The 21,691-nt window shown below is 62.1% G+C and carries 13 protein-coding genes and 3 pseudogenes; 10 read left to right on the top strand and 6 right to left on the bottom strand.

Going from position 1 to position 21,691, the window contains the following annotated elements:
* Positions 1 to 325: 325 nt before the first annotated feature.
* From PSUB009319_RS23365 to PSUB009319_RS22120, 3 genes and pseudogenes are all read right to left on the bottom strand, one after another.
* Positions 326 to 928: pseudogene (locus PSUB009319_RS23365) on the bottom strand (cyclopropane-fatty-acyl-phospholipid synthase family protein); the annotation flags it as partial.
* Positions 929 to 1,122: 194 nt separating this feature from the next.
* A complete protein-coding gene (locus tag PSUB009319_RS22125) occupies positions 1,123 to 1,293 on the bottom strand; it encodes a DUF1365 domain-containing protein (RefSeq protein WP_260393114.1) in 171 nt (56 codons plus the stop codon).
* A gap of 60 nt (positions 1,294 to 1,353) precedes the next feature.
* Positions 1,354 to 1,488: pseudogene (locus PSUB009319_RS22120) on the bottom strand (IS5/IS1182 family transposase); the annotation flags it as partial.
* Positions 1,489 to 1,707: 219 nt separating this feature from the next.
* Between PSUB009319_RS22120 and PSUB009319_RS22115 the strand changes: the two are divergent.
* Together PSUB009319_RS22115 and PSUB009319_RS22110 are read left to right on the top strand one after the other, a co-directional pair.
* A complete protein-coding gene (locus PSUB009319_RS22115; protein WP_124384321.1) occupies positions 1,708 to 3,885 on the top strand; it encodes an alkaline phosphatase family protein in 2,178 nt (725 codons plus the stop codon).
* Between the two features lie 25 nt (positions 3,886 to 3,910).
* Positions 3,911 to 4,552: a hypothetical protein gene (locus PSUB009319_RS22110; RefSeq protein WP_260393113.1), complete on the top strand. Its 642-nt coding sequence runs from the start codon at positions 3,911 to 3,913 to the stop codon at positions 4,550 to 4,552.
* A gap of 28 nt (positions 4,553 to 4,580) precedes the next feature.
* Here PSUB009319_RS22110 and PSUB009319_RS23360 read toward each other — a convergent pair.
* Positions 4,581 to 4,808 (bottom strand): annotated as a pseudogene (locus PSUB009319_RS23360) (hypothetical protein); the annotation flags it as partial.
* Between the two features lie 287 nt (positions 4,809 to 5,095).
* On the opposite strand from PSUB009319_RS23360, the gene PSUB009319_RS22100 reads away from it, so the two are divergent.
* The 8 genes from PSUB009319_RS22100 to PSUB009319_RS22065 all read left to right on the top strand — a co-directional run bounded on the left by PSUB009319_RS22100 (position 5,096) and on the right by PSUB009319_RS22065 (position 18,173).
* Positions 5,096 to 5,884 carry a hypothetical protein gene (locus PSUB009319_RS22100; RefSeq protein WP_124384318.1) on the top strand — a complete coding sequence of 263 codons (789 nt, stop codon included), beginning with the start codon at positions 5,096 to 5,098 and terminating at the stop codon, positions 5,882 to 5,884.
* A gap of 907 nt (positions 5,885 to 6,791) precedes the next feature.
* Positions 6,792 to 7,370: a hypothetical protein gene (locus PSUB009319_RS22095; RefSeq protein WP_124384317.1), complete on the top strand. Its 579-nt coding sequence runs from the start codon at positions 6,792 to 6,794 to the stop codon at positions 7,368 to 7,370.
* Positions 7,367 to 8,053 (top strand): hypothetical protein, encoded by a 687-nt coding sequence (locus tag PSUB009319_RS22090; RefSeq protein ID WP_124384316.1) that lies wholly within the window; start codon positions 7,367 to 7,369, stop codon positions 8,051 to 8,053. Before PSUB009319_RS22095 ends, PSUB009319_RS22090 begins: the two co-directional genes overlap by 4 nt.
* A gap of 279 nt (positions 8,054 to 8,332) precedes the next feature.
* Positions 8,333 to 9,238 (top strand): mechanosensitive ion channel family protein, encoded by a 906-nt coding sequence (locus PSUB009319_RS22085; RefSeq protein WP_124384315.1) that lies wholly within the window; start codon positions 8,333 to 8,335, stop codon positions 9,236 to 9,238.
* 85 nt (positions 9,239 to 9,323) lie between these two features.
* Entirely contained in the window at positions 9,324 to 10,217 is an 894-nt protein-coding gene (locus PSUB009319_RS22080) for a class II glutamine amidotransferase (protein WP_124384314.1), read from the top strand.
* Positions 10,218 to 10,489: 272 nt separating this feature from the next.
* Positions 10,490 to 16,339, top strand: a complete 5,850-nt coding sequence (uvrA, locus tag PSUB009319_RS22075) for an excinuclease ABC subunit UvrA (protein WP_124384313.1) — start codon at positions 10,490 to 10,492, stop codon at positions 16,337 to 16,339.
* A gap of 346 nt (positions 16,340 to 16,685) precedes the next feature.
* Positions 16,686 to 17,327 carry a hypothetical protein gene (locus tag PSUB009319_RS22985; RefSeq protein ID WP_185453533.1) on the top strand — a complete coding sequence of 214 codons (642 nt, stop codon included), beginning with the start codon at positions 16,686 to 16,688 and terminating at the stop codon, positions 17,325 to 17,327.
* Positions 17,328 to 17,492: 165 nt separating this feature from the next.
* The gene (locus PSUB009319_RS22065; protein ID WP_260393112.1) at positions 17,493 to 18,173 is read left to right on the top strand and encodes an IS1595 family transposase; all 681 of its coding nucleotides are present in this window, start codon (positions 17,493 to 17,495) and stop codon (positions 18,171 to 18,173) included.
* A gap of 132 nt (positions 18,174 to 18,305) precedes the next feature.
* Here the strand turns inward: PSUB009319_RS22065 and PSUB009319_RS22060 are convergent, their stop codons facing one another.
* A complete protein-coding gene (locus tag PSUB009319_RS22060) occupies positions 18,306 to 19,526 on the bottom strand; it encodes a T6SS immunity protein Tli4 family protein (protein ID WP_124384312.1) in 1,221 nt (406 codons plus the stop codon).
* Positions 19,523 to 21,406, bottom strand: a complete 1,884-nt coding sequence (locus PSUB009319_RS22055) for a triacylglycerol lipase (protein ID WP_124384311.1) — start codon at positions 21,404 to 21,406, stop codon at positions 19,523 to 19,525. Before PSUB009319_RS22055 ends, PSUB009319_RS22060 begins: the two co-directional genes overlap by 4 nt.
* Positions 21,407 to 21,691: the final 285 nt, after the last annotated feature.

Below are 21,691 nucleotides of genomic sequence, written 5' to 3'. Positions count from 1 at the left end.
ACCCGACCAAGGCCATCGGCAAGATCAAGGAACTGATGGTGCGTCGCGCGGTGTAAGCCGCGAACGGTCTGGCGTTCGCTGGACCGTTCGCCGGCGCAGCGCCCCGCACGCGGGACGTCCCGTTCCGCTGATTCGCTCACAAAGTCTGCTGAGCTTGGCGAGGATAGAGTCGGCGGTCGCGGTCCAGGTGAACGGTTTCGCGGTCCATCCTGGATCCGATCTCGCGGGCCTGACGTATGCATTGGCAGTGCTGCACAGCGTTCGAGGCATGCCGCGCGGTGCGCTTTCCATACCTGACCAGAGGAGATTTGCCCAGGAAGCGATCACTGCTATTGGTTCTGACCTTGACCTCGAACATCTCAATCGAGACGATGGCGTCATACGCGGCATCGAGATCGCGATAGTCGCGCAGTTCGACGCGGGCGCGCGGCTCGTTGGCCAGCCGTTCGGCCGCGTAACGACGCTGTTCTTTAGACAGCGTGATGCCGTGCACCTGGGCGCCGCGCGGGCAAGCCATTTCCATCAGGCCGCCCCAGCCGCAGCCAATCTCGAGCACTTCCATGCCGGGGCCGCGCATCAGCTTGTCGCAGACACGCCGGTACTTGACATCTTGCGCATCCACCAGGCCTTGCTGCAGATTGCCGTTGAACCACGCGGAGGAGTAGGACATCCCCTCGTCTAACCACAGCTGGTAAAAATCGTTGCCGAGGTCGTAGTGCAGATGGATATTCCGCCGGCCGCCCCTGCGCGTGTTACGCCGCAGCAGATGCCGCAGACGAAGAAGCGAGCGCGCCAGCGCATTCCCGAAGATCGCCTGCTCCAGCGTCGCCGCGTTGGCGATGGCCAGGCGCAGCAGCAGGGTCAGGTTGCTCGTATCGACCCACCGGTCACGGTAGGCCTCGGCAAATCCAACATCGCCGCTGCGCATGATGCGGGCGCAGGCCCGCCAGTCGAAGATGCGCAGATCAGCACGCAACGGCGACGCCATGTCGCCGATCTGCATTTCTCCATCAGGCGTGGCAAGGCGCAGAAATCCGCAGCGCAGACGTTCTGCCAGCGTAACGAACAGACGCCCGGCAGCGGGGACACTGGAGGGCATCCCGGCCAGGGGGCGGGTGGCGGTCATGGACGATTCTCCAGGGAGGATGGGTTGAGCGCGCGGCGGCCGAAGAACGGCACACCCTTGATCCACGGGCGTAACGCCTGCCAATGGATGCTGCCAACCACCTGCAGCGCAAGCAGCGGCTGTCGCTGCAGCGCGCGGCGCAGGTGGGCGGCATCAAAGGGCTGCAGGCGCCCGCCGCCGACCGAGCAACCAGATCTGGTGCGCCACTTGGGGCGTAGTCAGAGACAACGCACTTTCAAATGCCCGAACTGGCGCTTGATGACACGAAACGGATGTTCCGCCTTGGCACGGATGCGCGCCTTGACCCGCTCCATTTCATCAACGAGCTTGCCCGGCACGGTGGCCTTGTCTAACCCTTCTCGGAAGACTGCCTGGACTGGCGGAAGTTTTGGACACCACCCCTAAGTCCGGCATAGGCTCGTACGAGGGCATTTGATTTGCAGCGCCTTTATGCAGAAACCAACTCATACTCGACAACCCCAACCGCCTTCGCGGTAGCTTCCAGACGACGTCACGGTTCCGTCATATATCAAATTTAGTCTCCAGCGCCAGTATCGAGTGATGGTTCCAGGGGATTAAACATGAAACACAAGTACGGCTTGGCAGCCGCCTTGGCAGGCAGCATTCTTGTCGCCGCCTGCGGTGGCGACTCTGTATTGAGCAATGGCACCTCTGCTGCGCAGAACCAGCCAACGCGAACGATCATCATGGTCTGGGACGGGCTGCGCCCCGATTCGATCAACGCCACGGATACGCCGAATCTATACGCATTGCGCCAGGCCGGTGTCAACTTCAGCGACAACCACTCAACGTACCCGACTTTTACGATGATGAACGGTTCGTCCTTCGCGACGGGCGCGTTCCCGAAGACCAGCGGGTTCTATGGCAACACCTTCTGGACGCCGCCGGAGGGAGCGTCCAACACGATCCCGTCGGGCACACTCGGGACGCCGAACAGCACCAAGACTGCAGCTGCATCGGCTGATTATGTCGACCCGATCTTTACCGAGGACTACCAGGTCCTGACCACCCTCAATACGTATTACGGGGGGCAGCTTCTTCTGGTGAAGAGCCTCTTTGCCACAGCGCAGGCTGCAGGCTTGACGACCGCGACGGTCGGGAAGTCGGGAGCCGCCTTCATCCAGGATCTCGGGCGGGGTGGGTATTTCCTCGATGAGAACACTGTCCAGCCTCGCAGCCTTGTCACCGAACTGCAAAGTGCCGGCTATGCGCTGCCGTTCAACACGCAGTTCGGGTATTCGGGGTCCGACGCTGTCACGCTGGCCGCCACGAATGGAGATCCGACCGCACGCGCCGGTTACATCACCTTCAACACAACGGCCTACGACAGTGCCAGCGGCGTGACCGCCATCGCGGCTCGCGACAGCAGCGATACGACCCAGGGAGCCCCCGAGGACGCGGCCAACAAGTACATGCTGTCGGTGTTCACCAACTACATCCTGCCGAAGAAGCAGCCGATGCTCTCGCTGATCTGGTTCCGCACGCCCGATAACGTGGAGCACGGCTACGGCCCGGGGTCGGCCAATGCGATCGCTGGTCTGCACTCGCAGGATCAGCGCCTAGGCGAGCTGATCAGCGCGCTCAAGGCGAACAACCTGTACGCGAGCACGAACCTGATCGTCGTGTCTGACCACGGCCATTCCAGCGTCTCGGGCCCGCTTTCGCTGTACCCGCTGCGTGCCATCACGCCGTCGGGCACGGCCCCTGGGGGCACGCCAGTCAATGGCGCAACCAGCGGGACGGATGCCGCTGCCATCGGTGCGGTCTCGACCACGGGCTACTCCTTCTCCGGCGATGTTCGGTCGGCCGACTTGCTGACCTATCGCGGCTTCAAGGCGTACGACGGCTCGGGTTGCACAACCTCTGCCATGTACGGTCTGCAGGCCAACGGTACGCCGACCGTGCCGGTCAAGGTCGACACGACCGGCTCGCTGTGTGGTGCATCCAACGCAAAGTACCAGGCGATCAGCGCGAGCCTCGCGACACCTGTTGCCAGCTTCAAGGTGCCGTCTCCTGGCAGCCTCCCGGCCAATGGAATCGTGGTGGCCGCGAACGGCGGATCGGATTACTTCTACGTGCCGGGCCATGACGCGACTACGGTACAGAACCTCGTGAAGGTCCTGCAGCAGCGCGAGGAGTATGGTGCGATCTTCGTGGATAGCCGCTACGGCGCGCTGCCGGGCACGCTGCCCATGTCCATGGTCAATCTGGAAAATGCGCAGCGGCAGAACAATGGTCAACCCGATGTGGTGGTCAGCTTCAACTGGGATGCCCAGGTCGCGATCCAGGGCATGCCCGGCATCGAGTTCGAGAGCGCGGGCGGCCAGCGTGGCATGCACGGCAGCTTCGGTACGACCGACGTGCATAACACGCTGATTGCCAGCGGCCCGTCCTTCCGCCCCAGCACTGTCGTGAGCAACCCGACGGGCAACGTTGACGTGGCACCGACGGTTGCTTACCTGTTAGGCCTGTCGATGCCACAGGCGGACGGCCGCGTCATCAACGAGGCGCTGCTAAATCCGGCAAGCCCAACTGCGCCGAGCGTTAAGGCGTCGACGGTGAATCCTGTCTCGCCCGCAACAGGCCTGAGCTTCGAGGTGCCGACCGACCCGACGGGCACGACAAAGGATGCCACGTTGACCCAGGGCAGCTACACCATCAATCTGGCCGTGAAGGATCTGAGCGTCGACGGCAAGACCTACCGGTACTTTGACTATGCCAAGGCCGTCCGTCAGTAAAGCTTGCGGTTGGGCGGCAGGCGCGGTGTTGTTATGCGCGGTATCGGTACCGGCACCGGCAACTGCGGCTGAACGCCCGGGGGCGACGTTCGAATCGGTCTTCCAGGCCGGCGACGAACCTGCAGCGCTGTTCTATCGCGCTGAGTTCACAGGCAGCGATGGCGCGCATGCGCTGCAGGTCTGGCGCGACAAACAAGTGCGCCTACGGCGCAAGACCGATGACGCGCTTGATACGTATGTCGTTCGGGATTCTGCCGACCCACTCGAGTACCAGATGACGGTGGTGGACTATCGGAAGCGAATCACCACGCAAATTGATCGCAATAACTTGATTCGCCTTGGCCACTTCAGCGACTGGTTCGACCTCGCCCACGGTCTGCGACATCCAATCGGCGCGTATCGTCTTGCCCCAACCAGCGCGCCTGCCGGAGCGCCGACACCCGCGTCGACATGCCGTTGGTATGCACTCTCGCAGGGTAAGAACACGCATCGGATCTGCTGGAGCACCCGGGAGCACTTGCCGATGGTGATCTGGTCAGACGCCAACGCGTCCGCAGTCTGGCGTGTCACGCAAGTCGAGCACCGGTCAATTAGAGACGAGGTCTTCGTGCCCCACGATACTGGCTTCGTGCGCAATGACGCTAACGCTGACATTGAACGCGATTGACCACTTTTCCACCAAAGCAAGTCGGCAACTAACCAGGTTGGTACCGTCGGCAAATCGAAATTGGGCAGCCGACGGTGACCTGCCCCCAGTCACAGGGCCAAAGGGCGTCTGGCAAAGCTCGGTTCAGGTTTGCTGCTTGGACGGCAGGAGCTACCGCTGCTGCTCGATACCGCGCTGCGAATTCTGCGGGCGATTGGTAATTCAAGGCGCTGTGCGGTCGCGCTTCGTTGTAATGGTGCCAGTCATAGATCGTGCGCCCAAGCTGACGACTGCGGTCGATATGCCGCGTGTGCTCCGCAATCACTTGGCCTTCGGCGACGAACACAAGCCGATGGGCATAGACGTGCAGGCTGATGGGCCGGTTGACAAACGACGCCGGTGTACAAATCACAGTGCCATACGTGTCGGATACCGTACGGAGGTGGACCGGAGTAGTGCAAACGAAAACGCATCTCATGCCGGTTTTTGTTTGCAGCACCGGGTTATTCCGCAAAAGAACTTGCGGCGCGTCTATGCTTGCGCGGCTAGAAATCGGAGCCATCCATGCTGCATGCACGCCTCTCCAGCCTTGTCGGGCTCATCGTTACGTTACTGGGTCTATCGGCGCCTCCGGCGCATGCGGTCCTTCCAGATGAGATTCAGGTCTACACCGGTGACATCAACGCACCTGGCGAGTTTGGTCTTGAGCTGCACCTCAACACAACGCCAAGCGGCATTTCGGAACCGTCCTATCCGCGCGAAGTCACAACGCCGCATGGTTGGCGGGCTACGGCCGAGTTTTCTTACGGCCTGACGTCGTCGGTAGAGCTTGGCCTGTACGTCCCGACCGCGCTCACACACGAGAACACCTACTACGTCACGGGGCCAAAAGTGCGCGTGAAGTGGATGCCCGTTCGACCGGAAGAAGGCGTCGGTTACTTCGCCGGTGTCAACGTCGAGCTCGCTCACGTTGCAAATCGGTTTGATCAATCGCAGCAAGCGGCCGAGTTGCGACCAATCTACGGTTATCAGAATGAACAGTGGCTATGGGCGTTCAACCCAGTGCTCGACTGGAACCTCTCTGGCCCTGACCGCAGCGGGGTGCCCGAAGTCGCACCTGCCTTCAAGGTCGCGCGGACAGTGGCAACAGGTGTTCGCGCTGGATTGGAGTACTACGCTGGGCTGGGGCGGGTCGACCATGTTTTGCCATTGCAAGAACAGCAGCACACCGCCTTTCTTGCGTTTGACGTGGATCGCAAGCCGTTCGTGTTCAACTTTGGCGTGGGCCGAGGTTTGACGCGCGCCACCGACCGATGGACGTTTAAGTGGATTTTCGAAATCCCACTGAGCTGATCATCAGTTGGTGGGCTTCAATTCTCAATTGGAAGGCCCACGCCTCGTCAGCATCAGCGCTGTGCGATGTCACCGCCGCCCTGGTTCCACCACCCGCCCCCCCCGCGGGGTCAGGATTCCGTGCAAATCAACAATCTGGTGTCTCCATGAAGCAGCGCATTCGTCGAGCATCGTTCTCACCTGTTGTGTTGTCAGCTTGATTGCGCTGCCACGTGTGCCGCGGCGCGAGGGCCGCATTCCACCTCGCGACGACACGCCAGCGTACGCGAGCCCGGCAATGCCGCCGCCCACAATCGCTACGCTGACTGACTCATATTCTCGATTCATGAAACGAAATTGGCTGCGAAAAACGACACTCGGCATGGCTGTGAAGTCAGCGCTGAGTATAGGGACGTAAGGCCGTTTGCTGCGCCCTTCGACTGCGACTTCGGCCACGAATATCAACGCAATGCCGACTCACTTGCCGAGAAGCCGTTTCACATACTTAAAAGCGCTTTGTCTTCCGACGCTATCAACCACTAGCCTTTTGCTGCGATCAGCAGAGATGGCGGGAAAACACTACGCCTCTATGGACCACGCCGCTACCGAAGCGGCGAAGCGGCACAGCGGCGCGTCTGGCGTGAATGCCTGCCGCCACCTTGCGAATCTGGAAACGTCGATACGCTGTGGTATTGCCGCCGAAAACAGCGACGGGTGAACGTCTACTCAGGCGAAGACGTACGCCGGCTGCGACTGATCAAGACCTTCGACAAGAAAGATCACTCCATTGGAGCAATCGCGCGCCTGGACAGGGAGGCCCATCCTGCATCCGGTCTCGATTGGGAAACGTATAAGAAGCTAGCGTTGTGTGGCGCTTGAGGCGAGCCGCGCAGTGCGCGATCCATACCTGACCCAAGGAGATTGACTCATGAAGCGAGCACTATTCGTTCTGACATTCGCCACCGTTGCACTGACCGCATGTGGGGGCGGCGACGATACACCCGTGGCGACGGCGTCGATGGCGTCGACGGCACAGTTTCCGCAGAACGCCGACATGTGGGCGGCACTCGGCGGCGACGCCAGCGCACCAGCGGCGATTTCCAAGGTGGTCGACGACGCGGTGTCCGGTTTGCTTGCAGACCCCAAAGAAGCACCGTATTTTGCCAACCTCGGTCAGCCCGGACACGATACGGTGGGACGTCTTAAGTCTTGCCTGAACCTCCAGTTCAAGGCCCTGTTTGGCGGCCCCTTCAGCTATCCGGGCCAAGTTGCGGCAGACGGTACCACCGTCATGTGCGACGACATGGCCACTGCGCACTCCGACGTCGGCATCCCTGGCTGCGTGTTCGATCAATTCATCACCGATGCCGCCGCTGTCATGAAAACCGATGGCGTTCCGGATGCCTACATCTCGCGTGTGGCCCCCGTCCTCACCGGCCTCAAATCGACCATCGTTTCGTCCATGCCTAAATACCTGGGCCCTAACACCGCCCAGAACTGCCAATGAGCCCGCTGCGCCGGCTGCAACGCTACGCGGTGCCCAGTGTTGCAGCGTTGACAGTCGTGATAGGTCTCGTCGGGGCAATGCACTTGAAGGCGGCTCGTCCCATGCTCGCCATGCTCGGCGTCCCCTGCCCCGTTGACAACACGACGGCCGAGCAAGTCAGCGCGCTGCGTGCAAGCGGTCTGGCGCAGCTGCGTGGTGATAAGCCCGCGCCTGCTCGCCCGCTCCCAGGCGGGTTCGTGCTGGATGGAACCACCGCAAACGAGGCAGCGCGCTGGGCACACGAGAACGGCATCGCGTGTGATGACGTTACGCACGGCTACAGCTATCTCCGCTGTCGCGGCGTCGACGCCCAAAAGCTTGGCCTTGCCGGTCCGCCCATCAGCGAGTTGTGGCTCAGCTTCGGCCCAAGTGGGCACCTTATCGGTATGGACGTCTACCGGCGCGGGATGAGCGCCCGAGACACAGCCGCCGCGTGGGCCGGCGCGGCACATGCACTGCGCAATGCGCTCGGTATGCCAACCGCCTTAATGGGTGATGCATCACCGGAGGTATTGAGCAGCTCGCCATTGCAGACAGCACGATTGCAGTATCGATTCGCCGATTACCTGGCGATCGTCACCGCCAGCAACCTGCCGTATGCCGGACTGACGGTGCGGGAGCAGTACTTGTCGTCTCACCTTTGATTGCAGGGGAGCGCCCGGGGCGTTCACGCATACCTTCGGCCTGATGGCCGAAGGTTTTTTCTATTGCGGCCGGTCACGCAAAGGCGGATTGACGGAAGTGTGGTCCAAAAAGGCGAAAAGCAGCCCGTCGTCTCGTGATGTACCGTCAAACAATACGACCCAATGTTTCGTTGAAGCGGTTGTGAGTCGAATTGTTACTTTCGGTTCCAGATTCCCGCCAAACGCCCGCTCAGGCGGTCACTCCATGGTCTGTATCGCATTCGACCGGATTCACTCGACATGGAAAATTTCTTCTCGCACCTTCATCCCGAACGCCTGACCTTTCTCTGGGACGCGTCCAGCCGCCTCGCAGTCAGCCTGTGCGCGGCGCTGCTGATCCTGCTTCTGGGTTGGTGGATATCCAAACGCATCGGCCGTTGGCTCAACCGGCTGATGAGTGGCCCGACGCGCGTTGACGCCACCCTGACGCCAATTCTGTGCGACATCGCCGTCTGGGGCATCCGCATTCTCGCCATCGTCGGGGCGTTGTCGCGGCTCGGCATTGAAACGGCGAGCATTATTGCCGTGCTTGGCGCAGCGGGTCTGGCCATCGGGCTGGCGCTGCAGGGCACGCTGCAGAACATTGCTGCGGGCATCATGCTGCTCGCGCTGCGGCCGTTTCGGGTGGGCGACTACATCGATGGCGGTGGCGGAGAAGTTGCCGGCACGGTGGAAGAAGTCAGCCTGTTTATGACGCGGCTGACCAAGCCCGACGGCATCTGTGAGTACGTGCCGAACAGCGCGCTGTGGAGCCATTCCGTACGCAACTACACGCGTAACCCGAACCGCCGGCTGGATTTGGAGACCGAGGTCTCACTGCAAGACGACATTCCGCGCGCCCTTGAGGCGCTCAAAGCCCTGGCCGCCAACGAGCCGATGGTGCTGGCTGACCCAGCGCCGCTGGCCATGGTGATGCGTTTTGACGACAGTGTGGCCGTGCTGAACCTGCGTGTCTGGGCCCAGACCGAGCACTTCTGGGACATGCGCTGGAAGCTCGCCCAACAAGTCCGTACGACCCTGGAATCGGCCCGCTGCACCCTGCCCGTGCGGATTCGCGAGCTGCATATCGTGCGCGATGCCGCCCAAAAAACGGACGAAAAGCGCGATCGCCAAAGCCATGAACCCAGCCAGACCGTGGCCGGATGAGCGGCGGGATTTTCTTGTGCATTCGCAAACGCATTGCCTAGACTCACCTTTCAAGGCTTCTCCCTTTTCTCATAGGCAATGCATCATGTGTCGCTGGCTGGCGTATTCAGGCAATCCCATTCAGATGGAGACAGTGCTGTTCCGGCCGCGGCACTCGTTGATCGATCAGAGCCTGCGCTCCCGCCTTGGCGGCGAGACAACCACCAACGGCGACGGTTTCGGCATCGGCTGGTATGGCCGCTACTCTGAAGTGCCGTTCCGATACCGCTGCCTGCACCCGGCCTGGAACGACACCAATCTGCGTGAGGCTGCACGAGCGATACGGTCGTCGATGTTTATTGCGCATGTGCGCGCCGCAACGGACACCCCCGCTCAGGAAACCAACTGCCATCCGTTCCGCTACGGCCGGTGGCTTTTCGCGCACAACGGGCTGATCCGCGAATACCCCCTGCTCCGCCGCGCGCTGATGATGGAAGTGGCGCCCGAGTTGTTCCGCTGGATCGAAGGCTCGACCGATTCCGAGATCATGTTTTTCCTGGCGCTCTCATTCGGGCTGGACCGCGACCCGCGCGGCGCTCTGGAGCAGATGGTCGGGCTGATCGAAGACATTGGCCATCGCCACGGCGTGGAATATCCGCTGAACATGACCGTGTGCGCCACAGACGGTGCCCAGATCGTTGCGGCACGCTATTCCAGCGAGCGGGAGTCGCGCTCCCTCTTCCATAGCACGTCGTTCAAGCACCTGCACCAGCTCTATCCTGACAGTACCGCCATTGACGACGCGGGCGACGAAGCATTTCTTGTGCTGTCCGAGCCGCTTGTCGATTTGCCCGGCGCTTGGGCGGAGATCCCCGAAGAAACCGCGGTGATCGTCAAGGGCGGTGTTGTGGAGCACCACCGGTTTGTACCCCGGAAGCCCGGCCCCAAGGGTTTTGACCTGCCAGCCAACCAAGCCTCTTACGGGCGCGAGGCCGGCTGACCCTGCGCCGGCTGGGGGTGATATACGCTTCACCCCGCCCTTTCCCGCCCTTCCCCCCTTTCCACCCTTTCCACCCTTTCCACCCTGCCGCTGAAACCTCCTGACAAAACGCTGTCAGGAGCCCTGCGTTACGCTCGCGCCCGCGACTCGTTTTGTAAGCGAACCGGATTTTGATAATCCGCTACAGTTTACGGCTCGAATTCTGATTGCCGGGGCGGCCAGAAGTGGCTAATCCGCGCCGGCACCCCCTTTACCTCCAAGGAACGCCCTCCATGTCCTCCGGTGTCATTCGCCTGCGCGGAGCCCGTCAGCACAATCTTAAAAACCTCGATCTGGACCTTCGCACGGGCGAGATGACCGTCGTGACCGGCCCGTCGGGGTCTGGCAAATCCAGCCTTGTTTTCGACACGCTGTACGCCGAAGGCCAGCGCCGTTACGTCGAAACCTTCAGCGCCTACGCGCGCCAGTTCCTGGACCGTATGGACCGGCCTCAGGTCGAGCACGTGGAAGGCGTGCCGCCCGCCATCGCGATCGACCAGACCAACCCTGTGCGCAGCTCCCGCTCGACGGTGGGCACGATGACGGAGCTGAACGACCACCTGAAGCTGCTGTTTGCGCGCGCAGCCCAACTGTTCGACCGCGACACCGCATTGCCGGTGCGTCACGACACGCCCGAGACCATCTACGACGAACTGCTGACGCGCACGCGCGAGGGCGATCCGCGCCTGGTGGTGACGTTTCCCGTTGAACTGCCGGCCAATACCAGCCCAGAAGAAGTCACACAGTGGCTGTCGGTCAGTGGCTATACACGCGTGCAGGCCGAGCGCGTGGTCGAGTCGTCCACGGGCAAGCGCAAGCTGCTCGATGTGGTGGCTGACCGTTTCCGCCTGCAGGGCACCGAGCGCGTCCGGGCGCTTGAGGCCATTGAGTCGTCTCTCAAGCGCGGCGGCGGGCGTGTCAATGTGTACGTACTGTCGGCCGATGAGGCTGCGCAACCCACAATCTGGCGCTTTTCCACCGGCCTGCATTGCCCGGAAAGCGACCTGCGCTACGCCGATCCACAACCGGCCCTCTTCTCTTTCAACTCGGCCTATGGCGCATGCGATACGTGCCGTGGTTTCGGCCGCGTGATCGGTGTTGACCTCGGTCTGGTGATTCCGGACGAGCGCAAGACCCTGCGCGACGGCGCCATCAAGCCGATGCAGACCCCGGCCTGGAAGGAGTGCCAGGACGATCTGATGCGCTATGCCGCCGCTGCCGACATTCCACGCGGCACACCGTGGGCGGAGATGACACAGGCGCAGCGCGACTGGGTCATCAATGGTGATCCGGCCTTCAAGCGCGGCGGCTGGAACAAGCAGTGGTACGGCGTGCGCCGCTTCTTCGACTACCTGGAGTCGAAGGCGTACAAGATGCACATCCGCGTGCTGCTCTCCAAATACCGCAGCTACACGACCTGCGAAACCTGCGGCGGCGCGCGCCTGAAAACCGAATCGATGCAATGGCGTCTGGGCACCAAGGAAAACGCTGACGCCGTGCTCGCCCCCGAACACCGCTTTATGCCGCGCGGCGTGACGTGGAGCCGCGCCCAGCTCGAAGCCCTGCCTGGCCTGACCGTACACGATGTGATGCTGCTGCCCATTGAGCGCATCCGCCGCTTCTTCGATGCCCTGACGCTGCCTTCCGTGCTGCTCGACGATGCGCTCAAGCTGTTGCTCGACGAGGTGCGCACCCGCCTGGCGTATTTGTGCGACGTTGGCATCGGTTATCTGACGCTCGATCGCCAAAGTCGCACGCTCTCCGGCGGCGAGGTGCAGCGGATCAACCTGACGACGGCGCTAGGCACATCGCTCGTTAACACGCTGTTCGTGCTGGACGAGCCCAGCATCGGCCTGCACCCGCGGGACCTCGATCGCATTGTCGAAGCCATGCAGCGGCTGCGCGACGCGGGCAACACGCTGGTGGTGGTCGAACACGACCCCTCGGTCATGCTGGCCGCCGATCGCCTGATCGACATGGGCCCCGGCCCTGGCGAGCGCGGGGGCAACATCGTCTTCGACGGCACGCCCGCAGCGATCCGCCAGGCGGATACGTTGACGGGCGCCTACCTGTCCGGCCAACGCCGCGTGGCCGATGCGACGGATTGGCAAGCGCGCCCGGTTGACCACACCACGCCACGGCTGGTGCTTGAAGGCGCGGCCGAACACAACCTGCGCGACGTCACAGCGGAGATTCCGCTGCAGCGCCTGGTGTGCGTGACGGGCGTATCCGGCTCCGGCAAGTCAACGCTGATTCAAGACGTGCTCCACCCAGCCCTGGCGCGCCATTTCGGCAAGGCGACGGAATCGCCTGGCGCGTATCGCGCGCTGCACGGTGCAGATCAGATCAGCGATGTGGTGTTTGTCGACCAATCGCCCATCGGCAAGACCGCGCGCTCGAACCCTGCCAGCTATGTCGGCGCGTTCGATGAAATCCGCAAGCTCTTCGCCAAGGCGCCGATGGCGCTGCAGCGCGGCTACACGGCCGGCACGTTCAGCTTCAACTCCGGCGACGGCCGTTGCCCCACCTGCGGCGGCTCGGGCTTCGAACACGTGGAGATGCAGTTCCTGAGCGACATCTACCTGCGTTGCCCCGATTGCGATGGCACCCGCTATCGCGCGGAAATTCTTGAGGTGAAGCTTCCCCGCGCCGGCCGCGCGCTGTCGGTGGCCGATGTGCTGGAGCTCACGGTGAGCGAAGCCGCCGCCGTTTTCGCCGACGACGCCGACGTGTTGCGCGTGCTCCAGCCCATCGTCGACGTGGGCCTGGAATACGTGAAGCTCGGCCAGCCGGTGCCGACGCTTTCGGGCGGCGAGGCACAACGGCTGAAGCTCGCCGGTTTCCTGGCCGAAGCTGCACAGGCGGCCCAGGCAGCCGCTCGCAAGCGAGTGAAGCAGGATGTGCCTGCCAACGCCGGACGCCTGTTCATGTTTGACGAGCCGACCACGGGCCTGCACTTTGACGACATCGCCAAGTTGATGCGCGCGTTCGGCAAGTTGCTCGATGCTGGCCATTCGCTGATCGTGATCGAGCACAATCTCGATGTGGTTCGCGCGGCCGACTGGATCGTCGACCTCGGCCCCGAAGGCGGCGACGCCGGCGGGTTGCTGGTCTGTGCCGGAACGCCCGCGCAGGTGAAGGATTGCGCGGCCTCGCACACCGGCGCGGCGCTCAAGCAATATGAAGCAAGCATCGGCAAGCCGGAGGCCATCGAAGGTGTGCCACTGCAAACGGCGCTGGCCGAGCGCCGCGCCAAGCGTGCGGCGTTGGCGCAAGTCCAGGGCGAAAACGTGGTGCGTATCGTCCATGCGCACGAACACAACCTCAAAGGCTTGAACGTCGATATTCCGCACGGCAAGTTCAACGTGGTGACGGGCGTGTCGGGCTCGGGCAAATCGACACTGGCGTTTGACATCCTGTTCCACGAGGGGCAGCGCCGCTATCTGGAGTCGCTCAACGCGTATGCGCGCTCGATCGTGCAGCCAGCGGGCCGGCCCGAGGTGGATGCGGTGTATGGCATTCCACCCACGGTGGCCATTGAGCAGCGCCTGTCGCGCGGCGGCCGCAAGAGCACGGTCGCGACAACGTCCGAGGTGTGGCACTTCCTGCGGCTGCTGTATGTGAAGCTCGGCGTGCAGCACTGCATTCATGACGGCACGCCGGTATCGGCGCAAAGCCCCGAGGCCATCTTTGCGCAGATCATGCGCGATCATCGCGGCCAGCACATCGGCCTGCTCGCACCGCTGGTGGTGAACCGCAAGGGCGTGTACACCGACCTGGCCAAATGGGCGAAGGCGCGCGGTTATACGCATCTGCGCGTCGATGGTGAATTCCTGACCGTCGACCCATGGCCGCGTCTGGACCGCTTCCGCGAGCACACGCTGGAACTGCCCGTGGGCGACATTGTTGTCTCGCCGGAAAACGAAGCCGCGTTGCGTGCGCTGCTGGAACAGGCGCTGGAATACGGCAAGGGCATCATGCACGTGCTCGCACCGCTCGACGGCTTGCAGATCGCCATGCACAAGGGCGGCACGGCGCACGTGGGCAACGTCAAGGTGTTCTCTACCAAACGTGCATGCTCGACCTGCGGCACCAGCTACCCCGAGCTGGACCCGCGCATGTTCTCGTACAACAGCAAGCACGGCTGGTGCGCAAGCTGCGTCGGCACAGGCCTGGCGCTTACGCGTGAGCAGCGCGCTGCGTTTGACGACACGGTGCTCGGTGGTGATGACCGTGGCCGTGAACAGACGTTGCCCTCCGAAGAAGTCGATCCGGATGGCATGACCGACCTGCCCTGCCCCGACTGCCATGGCACACGCCTGAACCCGACGGCGCGCGCAGTGACCTTTGCCCGCAAACCTATCGTTGACATCGCACAGTGGACGGTCAGCCAGACCCGACGCTGGGTCGAAGGCCTGGACCTGACTGGCCGCGATGCCGACATTGCCCGCGACGTGGTGGCCGAGATCCACAGCCGCCTGTCGTTCCTGGAAGAGGTGGGCCTGGGCTACCTGAGCCTGGATCGCGCCGCGCCCAGCCTCTCGGGCGGTGAGGCCCAACGCATTCGTCTGGCTGCGCAACTCGGCAGCAACCTGCAGGGCGTGTGCTACGTGCTGGACGAGCCGACCATCGGCCTGCATCCGCGCGACAACCAGATCCTGCTCGACGCGCTGCGCAAGCTCGGCGACAAGGGCAACACGCTGGTGGTGGTCGAGCACGATGAAGACACCATCCGCCGTGCTGACCACATCATCGACATCGGCCCCGGCGCCGGCAAGCGCGGTGGCACGCTCGTCGCGCAAGGCGGTGTGCAAGACCTGGCCGCGCAGCCGGATTCGCTTACCGGGCGCTTTCTGTCGCATCCGATCGAACACCCGTTGCAACCGCGCCGTGAGGTGGTTGCGCCCCGCGCAGGCATGCAGGCAGTGCCTGAGCAATGGCTGACCGTACATGGCGCTAAGCTGCACAACCTGCGCAACGTCACCGCCACGATGCCGCTGTCACGTCTGGTGGCGATTACGGGTGTGTCCGGTTCGGGCAAATCGACGCTGGCGCGCGACGTGTTGATGACCAATCTGCTCGATGCGGTCGGCCGCTCGGTACTGTCTTCGCCCGCCACGCGTCGTGCGCGCAAGGCTGCTCAGGCCGAGGTGCCGGATGCGAAGGCACGCGTCAAACTCGACGTCAAACACGACTGGCACGGCTGCGACAGCATCACCGGCTGGGAAGCCATCGACCGCGTGCTGGAAGTCGACCAGACCCCGATCGGCAAGACACCGCGCTCGTGCCCGGCCACCTACATCGGCGTATGGGACACCATCCGCAAGCTCTTTGCCGACACGCTGGAAGCTCGCGCACGCGGCTACACTGCTTCGCGCTTCTCGTTCAACACCGGCGACGGCCGCTGCCCCGCCTGCGAGGGCCAGGGCGTACGCACCATCGCCATGAGTTTCCTGCCCGACGTGAAGGTCGGCTGCGACGTCTGCCATGGCCAACGCTTCAATGCGGAGACGCTGGCCGTCACCTGGCGCGGCAAAAATATCGGCGATGTGCTGACCATGGAGATCGACGAAGCGGTGGAGTTTTTCGGCGCAATGAACAGCATCGCCCACCCGCTGCAGTTGATGAAGGACGTGGGCCTGGGCTACCTGACGCTGGGCCAGCCCTCGCCCACGCTGTCAGGCGGCGAGGCGCAGCGCATCAAGCTCGTCACCGAACTGTCGAAGGTGCGCGACGACATCACGCGCCGCGGCCAGAAGGCGCCGCACACGCTGTACGTGCTGGACGAGCCGACCGTGGGCTTGCACATGGCCGACGTGGCCAAGCTGATCCGCGTGCTGCATCGCCTCGCAGATGGCGGCCATAGCGTGATCGTGATCGAGCACGACCTCGACGTGATTGCCGAGGCCGATTGGATTCTCGACCTCGGCCCCGAAGGCGGCGATGAAGGCGGCACCATCGTAGCGGCCTGCGGGCCGGAGGCGTTGACGCGCGTCCCGGCCAGTCATACGGGCGCAGCGCTCGTGCCAGTGCTGTCGCGTGGCAAGCACGTCGACTCGCGCACGGCGGGCGAGACGGTCTAGCGTGATAGGCGGCGGGCTCTGCTTTTTTCTATGTGAGTCGGATCAGGATTAGCGCAGGTGCCGCGCCTGCCGGTCCTGCTTGGCGGCAAGCGGATCGCTGCCGGGTTTGGGGGTGAAGCCCACAGCATTGGGGCGGCTATGTCGCGGATCCGCCGCACTGTGTCAATAGTTGTGTCTCAAGAGTCGTGGCGCCATGCCGCGCAGAAGTGCGTGGCATTGGTCGTGCACTGGCCTGTGGCCTATCTCGGCGGGCATGCAAGCCATGCCCGCATCCTGCTTGGGTTGCAGTTCCGCTTAAATCCGATTTCGATATCTTTCAGCAATGGCAGGGCGTTGGCGCTCTACCATGCCGGGTTTTCGCCAACCCGTACAGTCGTCAATGAGGTCACCCCGTAAAACCACCGGCAAACCGCCGACCACCTGTGAGCAAGACAGATGGACCAAGGCTGGCTTGCCGCGTCAGGGGTGGGTTCGTGTCGCCGCTGATGAGGCGGATTCCGGTGGCGGCACGTGTGACCATTGCAGGAAGGTGTTCACGGGGCCCGCGCACGTATTGCGCCATCACAACTACGACGGCGTACTGCGCGTCGACCGGCAGTGTTCCCGAGAGTTGCGGGTGAAACCGCTGCCGACCCTGCCCAAGGCCTCCCCGCGCAGTCGAGAAGAAAAGCGTCACCAGTGGCTGACGCGCGCATGGAGGCGCGGTAGCGGTTTCGATGGCCCGCTATCCCTGCCGGCCGACGGCTACGTGACCACGGTGTGGTCGCAGAAGAACGGGTGGCGCTTCGAGATTCGTCCCATTGGCCAAGCCAAGATCTGCCGGGCGGCAACGGGCTATGCCTGTGACAAGGCTGCACGCCTGGCAGCGTTCGACGCCATTACCGAACTTCTCCAAGAAGTATCCGCCCGCTCAAAACCCCCATGCGTGCAGCCGCTGGTCGACGGGTGGGGCTTTCACAGCCGCACCACAGATTGGCCACATGATTGAAAAGACGTAAGCGTTTTCAGAGGGTAATTCCTACCCAAACCGGACCAGAGTTACCCTGGTCCGACGATGAAACGATGTCCTGAGTGTTCCGCTAGCAAGCCGTACAAGCTGTCTGATGGACGGCTCAAGTGTCGCGTCTGCGGCAAGCGTTTTAGCTGGACGTCCGTGTGGGATTCGGTGCGACTGAGCAGCCGCGAGAAGACGCACCTGCTGGAGCTGTTTGTGCTTGGTGTGCCGGTCTACCGGCAGCGTTTCGACACCTCGGTCAGCGCCAAGTCACGCGAGCGTTTCTACCGACTGATCCGTGCCTGCATGGCACAACAGGAGCATTTGCGCGAGCCTTTCGCCGGGGCACTGGAGTGCGACGAAACCACGTTTGGCGGGGCTCGGCACGGCAAACGTGGTTGGGGCGCGGCGGGCAAGGTGGTGGTCTTCGGCATCGTCAAGCGCAACGGCGAAGTGAAGGCCGCACCGATTGCCCAGCATGACCGGGCGGCCATCATGGAGCAGATTCAGGCCCACACCCGCGAAGGCTCGCTGTATTACACCGATGCTTGGCAGGCCTATGCCACCTTGAGGCTACGAGGTGACCACGTGGTGGTGCGCAAGGAGAAGGGCAAACCGGTTGGTCGCGACCACATCAACGGCATCGAGGGCTTCTGGAGCTACGCCAAGAATTGGCTCTATCCGTACCGCGGTGTGCCCACCAAATTCTTTCATCTTTATCTGGCTGAAACTTGCTACCGCTTCAACCACCGTGATGAAGACCTGAGACCTTTGCTACGTAAGCTTTTGCAGGCAACCCCTACCCTTGAGATCAAGCCCATCTTGGTCCGGTTTGGGTAGGAATTACCTTTCAGAGTTGGACAGGACTGCGGAGATAGCCCTGCCTATCGGTATCAGAATCGCCAGAAATAGCGTGATGTAAAAAATCCATCATTCAAATGGGGCGATCAGCCGCAACGATGTAACGCGCCCTCATGCGCTGGCCTCGCCCATCCATGTCCACACCACCAGCGCCTCGTCTTGCGGCGATACCAGCCCGAAGCGGATCATCGGTGCGCCCTTGTCGCGGTGGATGGCGGATTTGCTGGCGACCCATGCAGCCTGCGGATGCCCGGCAGGCAGTGAAGCACGCCACAACCCGGTCAACGGGGTCGGTTCACCCGAGCGCACCGTGACGGGGGCACCCGTTTGGGTGGGCGGTGCGTTGACACGGAAGCGCACGCTATCCAGCAATCGATTCCACAAGGCAAGCGCTTCTTGGTCTGTCAATGATGACGATTGCCCGAGTGTCCGGTTAGCTTTGACGCCGGTGTTGAGTCGGATATCGACCGAGGCTGGATTCAAAGCGCTGCCACTCTTGCCAATCGAGGCCCAGAGGAACTCATGCGCGAAAACGCCTTTCTCGATGCCGTCGCGTCTCAGCAGGACTTGCTCGCCGTTCCAGCCGTTGACTTCACGCTTGCCCAATTGCAGGCGCGTGACACCGGGTTCGAGCGTCTTACCCATCGCACCATAGTGGCGTTCGATTAGCCCCGGGTCCCCATCGGTGCTGGCGTCCTTGTTGGACATCAAGGAGAAGCTGACATCCGGGAAGCTCGGCAGGTCGATGCCTGCGCTGAAGATTTCTTGAAAACTGCCAGTCGCGTCCGCTACGAAACCGTGGTCGATGCAGACGCCAGGGGCGGTGGGGATGGTGTAGTTATCGCGGGCACGCAATGCGCGGATTAACTCAGGGTTCTTGCGACCACCCGACCATTCGAAAAGATGTGGGCCGGCTGCGACAAAGGTGTAGGTTCCTTCGAGCCCCAACTCTTTTGCAGTGTCATCTTCGAACGACCGAATTTGCAGGCTATTGCTGGTTGGTCCGGGGCCGAAATACGAAATCTCAGCGGTCTTGCTTTTGGCAAGCTCACTCGCTCGATAGGCCTCCGCCATCTTCTTCAGTTGATTCGCCTCTCCAGCATGGGTGATGATTTTCCCTGGGAAATTTTGAAAGCCCCATAACAACTCGGCCTCCGCAGGCACCTCCATCGCATAGCGCCCAAAGCACACCTGCTTGGTCTTGGCGAACAGCTTCTGCAAGCGCGGTGACATGGCAACGGGTTCCGACATTTTTTTCTCCGCAAACACAAATGATTGAGTACCTGCCAGCAGCAGGCAGCCCAGGATGATCGGGAAACTACGGCGTTTCATTTGTCCCACCATGTAGCAGTGTTGGCAATCTTGACGATCGAATACAGGACGCTGGCCAGTACATTGGCATCCTTGTAGCTTTTCTGATGGTCGTAACCGGTCTGCCGGAAGTGCGTGCCACCCACAGCCTCGGCCGATGCCTTGGCCGGCACCGTCTGGTCGCCGGCTTCTTCCGCGGGCGCCAGGTTCAGGGTCAGCAACTTGTTGCCCTGTGTGCGCACCACGATCTTGCCCTCGCCGTCCTCGCTCTCGAAGGTCCACGTGAGGGGATCGCCATGCGGCGCGAGATCAGAGGTATCCGCTCGCCAGGTCACGCTGCCATAGGTTTTTTGCGAGGCACCCGCGCCGTAGCTTGCGTAGGTGGTGGGGTGATACAGCCCCTTGATGTTCTTGTGAAAATCCCGAGCGTCAGCAATTCTTTCTTTGGCCTGCGAGTAGGCATCTTTATAGTCCTCCACTCGCTTACCTGCCGGATTAACCCACTCGGGATTGAGCAACCGCCACCACTCCTTCGGGTTACGCGCGTAGATGTCGTGAACGGGTTCACCTACGACCGCAGGAGGCGTCGGCTTTCTGGTGCCGAGCGACTTGTGCAATTGCAGATCGGCTTGATACGCCTTCCATGCCGTGTCCGATGTGCTTGGCAACGCCATCGCCTGCTGATCGCCATGGGCTGCTTTCACACGCAGCCAACCACGCGGATAGGAAGCGATTGGCAGCAACTCCAGTGGCCCCGGCGCGTTGGCAAAGACGGCCGTGACCTCCTTGCCGGTTTTGCCCATGATGTTGCGGGCAATTTTCCCCTGAACGTCGACCATGGACGCCTTGTCATTGCCCGTGCGCACGCGCTTGTAGGCCGCTGCCGCACCCAAGGCGGGCTGCACGCTGTGGTAAATGCCAAGAATTTTGTCTTTTGCATTCCCATAATCGGGGTGCAGCAGCGCGCGGGCCAACAGCCCACCCATCGAATGCGTCACGATGATGACCCTCTCGCATTGCCGCCCGTTGGTTTTGTACATCTGGATGATGTCGTCAATACGCTTGGCGATCTTCTGCGCGGACGTGCCATTGCTTTGCAGATAGTTGTAGCCCATCGCGTAGACCGGATACCAGCAGTTGGCCACTCGCAGAATGTCAGCCTCGGTCAGCGCGTCGCCTGCGCCGCCCCACTTTGCGGGATTGACGCCCAATACCTGCGCACTGGCATTCGTGTTCTCTTTGCTCCAGAGTGGGCTGATCTTTGTGCCGCCACCAATGGTCGGCCACGCCATATCGTTCAGGCGCGCCTCCATGTGCTTGATGACCTCGCCATACGATGAGCGGAACAGCACCTCGCTCCAGCCACGCCAGCGGGCTTTCTGTGCGGCAGTGGATTCGTGCTTGCCACGTTTGGCTTTCCATTGTTCGGCCGCCGGCGGTAACGGTGCGCTCATCAGCAAGCCGATATTGGGCAGCTTGTCGGGCACATCCTGATGGCGCGCATCGGAGTTTTGCGTTTTCTCGCCAGTCAGGTCGAATTTGCCCGCGTCTTCGGTGATCTCGTAGCGGTCGACTTCAACCTCGTCCGGATCGAACATGAGCTGTCGCTGACTTGGCGTGAGGTTTTGTGCGTCCTTGGTGGCGGTGAATAGGTTGGAAACGCCTAGGTCATCCGGTCGCCACGCTTTGTTGTCCGTCCGATTGAGGAGTGCTTGCCGCTGGCGGCTCATGCGCAGGTTGGTTCCCATGACGCCCGGCAGAAAGATGATGGGAATCACCTTTGTCGGAGGAACCGGAAGGCTGACACGAACTTTGTCGATCGAGGGGGTGAGCGCAATCGTGGCGCCGGCATGACCGCCGATTTCCTCGCCGAGGGGCAGGTGGATGCGATTAGTTTCCATGAGATGCTACGCGAATGCGACACAGGCTCATGCACTGGCCTCGCCCATCCATGTCCATACCACCAGCGCCTCGTCTTGCGGCGATACCAGCCCGAAGCGGATCATCGGTGTGCCCTTTTCGCAGTGGATGGCGGATTTGTTGGCGACCCATGCAGCCTGCGGATGCCCGGCAGGCAGTGAAGGGGGTTGACCGGGATTCGTAAATATGTGAGGCTTCGCATATTTGCGATTATGCGCAGCGCCGGATTATGCGCAGCGATACGAGCTTGATCCCAGTGCGACTAT

This window comes from Ralstonia sp. SET104 (assembly GCF_003851545.1).
In the GTDB taxonomy this organism is placed as follows: domain Bacteria; phylum Pseudomonadota; class Gammaproteobacteria; order Burkholderiales; family Burkholderiaceae; genus Ralstonia.
The sequence above is the reverse complement of the archived record's forward strand: the minus strand, read 5'-3'. Positions and strand labels throughout refer to the sequence as shown.

Excerpts from the sequence above, each read along its gene's own strand:
- PSUB009319_RS22115 (WP_124384321.1), top strand. The coding sequence starts at position 1,708 with ATGAAACACAAGTACGGCTTGGCAGCCGCCTTGGCAGGCAGCATTCTT.
- PSUB009319_RS22100 (WP_124384318.1), top strand. The coding sequence starts at position 5,096 with ATGCTGCATGCACGCCTCTCCAGCCTTGTCGGGCTCATCGTTACGTTA.
- PSUB009319_RS22095 (WP_124384317.1), top strand. The coding sequence starts at position 6,792 with ATGAAGCGAGCACTATTCGTTCTGACATTCGCCACCGTTGCACTGACC.
- PSUB009319_RS22090 (WP_124384316.1), top strand. The coding sequence starts at position 7,367 with ATGAGCCCGCTGCGCCGGCTGCAACGCTACGCGGTGCCCAGTGTTGCA.
- PSUB009319_RS22085 (WP_124384315.1), top strand. The coding sequence starts at position 8,333 with ATGGAAAATTTCTTCTCGCACCTTCATCCCGAACGCCTGACCTTTCTC.
- PSUB009319_RS22080 (WP_124384314.1), top strand. The coding sequence starts at position 9,324 with ATGTGTCGCTGGCTGGCGTATTCAGGCAATCCCATTCAGATGGAGACA.
- uvrA (WP_124384313.1), top strand. The coding sequence starts at position 10,490 with ATGTCCTCCGGTGTCATTCGCCTGCGCGGAGCCCGTCAGCACAATCTT.
- PSUB009319_RS22985 (WP_185453533.1), top strand. The coding sequence starts at position 16,686 with ATGCCGGGTTTTCGCCAACCCGTACAGTCGTCAATGAGGTCACCCCGT.
- PSUB009319_RS22060 (WP_124384312.1), bottom strand. The coding sequence starts at position 19,526 with ATGAAACGCCGTAGTTTCCCGATCATCCTGGGCTGCCTGCTGCTGGCA.
- PSUB009319_RS22055 (WP_124384311.1), bottom strand. The coding sequence starts at position 21,406 with ATGGAAACTAATCGCATCCACCTGCCCCTCGGCGAGGAAATCGGCGGT.